This is a genomic window from Parasynechococcus sp. (genome assembly GCF_042954245.1).
GTDB lineage: Bacteria > Cyanobacteriota > Cyanobacteriia > PCC-6307 > Cyanobiaceae > Parasynechococcus.
Genome location: NZ_JBGKDP010000018.1, coordinates 1 through 2,647, shown reverse-complemented (window position 1 = coordinate 2,647; position 2,647 = coordinate 1). Strand labels below are relative to the sequence as shown.

The 2,647-nt window shown below is 57.4% G+C and carries 2 protein-coding genes and 2 pseudogenes; 1 reads left to right on the top strand and 3 read right to left on the bottom strand.

Features of this window, described 5'->3' with window-relative positions; genetic code table 11:
- A pseudogene (locus ACGVJ8_RS00690) lies at positions 1-139 on the bottom strand (30S ribosomal protein S6 modification protein); the annotation flags it as partial.
- 46 nt (positions 140-185) lie between these two features.
- Positions 186-743, bottom strand: a complete 558-nt coding sequence (locus tag ACGVJ8_RS00685; RefSeq protein WP_392345023.1) for an ATP-dependent zinc protease — start codon at positions 741-743, stop codon at positions 186-188.
- A gap of 1,253 nt (positions 744-1,996) precedes the next feature.
- Here ACGVJ8_RS00685 and ACGVJ8_RS00680 point away from each other — a divergent pair.
- A complete protein-coding gene (locus ACGVJ8_RS00680) occupies positions 1,997-2,179 on the top strand; it encodes a hypothetical protein (protein ID WP_392345022.1) in 183 nt (60 codons plus the stop codon).
- Between the two features lie 2 nt (positions 2,180-2,181).
- On the opposite strand, the pseudogene ACGVJ8_RS00675 reads toward ACGVJ8_RS00680, so the two are convergent.
- Positions 2,182-2,647, bottom strand: a pseudogene (locus ACGVJ8_RS00675) (zeta-carotene desaturase); the annotation flags it as partial.

Below are 2,647 nucleotides of genomic sequence, written 5' to 3'. Positions count from 1 at the left end.
CCATCGACTCAAACTGACGGGTGATTGCGCATCCGTAGAAGGTGACACTCGGACGAATGCGAGGGATCACTGCATCGATCCGCTCGAGCACATTGCCGCCCTGATAATGCATCTCGGGGTTCTGCGGATCAAGCCGCATGTAGCACTGCTTGACGTTGAGGAATTCCATGCGGTGTCCGAGCTCCTCACCGGCCTCCAGAGCAGTCGACGGTTGCTGTAAAGCTCTGGATCCGAGGCGAGCAGAGCAATGCGGAGGCCCGTGCGTTCGGTGCGCAAGGACGCATACATCGCTTCCAGCTGTGCCGGTTCAGTTCAACGTCACCCAGTTGATGGCTCCCCTCAGGATCCACAAGCACGCGCCCCACCATTGCCTCGCGACCCAGCAACATCCGGTAGCCCATCGCATCCCGGTTGGTGAGGGTGAGTTTCATCGGCCAACGCTGCTCGCCGAGCACCAACTCTTCCCGAATCACATAGCGGGTTTCCGAGATGCCACTGGTGTTGCGCACGCCGCGTTGCTCCAGCACCGGCGCCTCATGGCGCACCACCACACTGCGGTCGTTCTGGAGCGGATGCACCTCAAAACTGATCCACAGCTCACCATTCCTCTGGAAGGGGACAATATTGAAGGCATGCAACGACGAGGTTGCAGCGCCGGAATCGACGCGTGCCTTAATCGCCGGCAGTCCAAACCCTGGCAGAGAGCACCACTCCTCACCGCCGCCGATGAGTTTGTTGGTCAAGGCAGCTGTAGGTCCTTATCGAGGGAGCGCAAAATCCTAGATCGGCTGAAGACACCCCTAGCCAACCCATCAACACAACGGTCCATCCCTCAAATGAGGGAATCAACTCGAAACAAGAAGTCTTCCAACCTTTGCCACCAACAACTGAGTCAGGAAGAACGACCTCACTCACGATTAGATCAACGATCAGACCGCCTGCAAAAGGAAGGAGTAGAATTCAGCGGCGATTGGACCGCTTGGAGTGGCTGTGTTTCGACGACAAATGCAACAGGTTTGATGCCTTGTCTTGCTCTTCCACCTTGGTGAGCTTTTTCACTAGATCCCAGGTGTCTTGCGCAGACATTTCCCCATCTTGCTCCCATTTGATGCTCGACAATTCAGCAGGAGACATCAAGAAAAGACGTGTTTTTTCAGCTTAAAGAACGTGGTGTCGATGTGGCCGTTGCAACCAAGCGATGTCACTTAAGACAATCGGAATATGGTGTACTCGGATACAACTTCCTGCGATGAGTCAATAAAAAAGCCTCAGCCGCATGGGCTGAAGCCAGGTAATGGGGAACAAGAGAAACATACCGGCCCTGCATCCACAATCAAGGGCTATAGACACCACATCTGGTAGCCGCTGAGCCTTGCCGAGGCACTTGACACCACTGACCACCAGCTACCAGCCCGAAAAGGTCAGTGCGAACCGACCCAAGAGCAACAGGAGCCGAGACGGATCGTCAACAACGCCAGAACACCAACCGCTGCAGCCACAAACGACAGTCCCATCAGCTGCTGACGACGCTTCTCACTCCTGGCCTCGACCGATTGGCTGCTGTTCAACGGAAAAATCCAGACAAGCCAGTCTAAGCGTTTTCAGTAACTTGCGCTACTAACATCGAAGTTCTGCCAGTGATGCGGCGGCTGCGTGCACGGAGTTGCGTGCGCGCCCTGAGATGAGGGCGGCGGCGACAGGGCCTTTCATAAAGATCGGCACTGTTTTCCCAAGACCGCACGTAGGGCCAGCTGCGTTTGACCGCAGGCGAATTGGTTGTTCTGCAACACCACCAGGCGTGGAGCCACAGGGCGGTCAGGCCACAAATCAAACCAGTCATGGCTGCATGATGAAACTCATCGGGGCGGCGTCAAGCGCAGGCCAGCAACCTAAGCAACGCTGAGTCATCCCCCCGGAGCTCTGCATGAATGAGTGATACGGCCAGTTGCCAAGTGCCCTTGATCCGATGCAGAACGGGTGCATCGGATCAGCAGCCATGGCCAAGCGTCGCTTTCTCGAAAAGCAACCGCTCACCGAAGCGGAAGGACTGACTGCCCTGATCATGATGGGGGTGGGGCTCACCCTGGGTGGCATCAGCGTAACCCTCTTGATGGCGCTGAATGCCTCAGTCGCGGGGTCTTGGCAGGAGCTCTGGCTCTCAGGCCAACTGAATTTCTGAGCTCAGGCCAGCCAAGGCAAACGGATGCCCAAAGTCTCCAAGGGATCCATCACGAGCTTGTTGAGGGCCCGGCCCAACAGTACCTGGGGTTCTTCCGGACGGATCGGACGCACCGAATGCTCTTGATGGGTGGATGCATCCGGCCCCTTCAGTACCCCACTGCGCAACGAGGCATTGGCGGCCTCGAGGCCGCAGACGTAGGCCCGTTCCTGGCACCGTGCTCGCGTTCGCCCATCCGCACCCAGTCGCCAGCACAGACCACAGACGCAAATGATGTTTGCAACGGCAGCCGTTGGTTGCAACTGTCGGGGGAAAACAACGACACCGAGCCCGGGTAACGCCGCACTTCAAACTCCAGCACCTGGGCAAGCCGAAAGCCCGGCACCGGCTGGGGCAACAGCTCATCCAGCAGGGTGTCGACGATCTGCTGATCACTCAACGCTGCGATCACCCTGGCGTTGTAGAAGT

Coding starts and splice junctions, on each gene's coding strand:
- ACGVJ8_RS00680 (WP_392345022.1), top strand. CDS start 1,997: ATGGCCAAGCGTCGCTTTCTCGAAAAGCAACCGCTCACCGAAGCGGAA.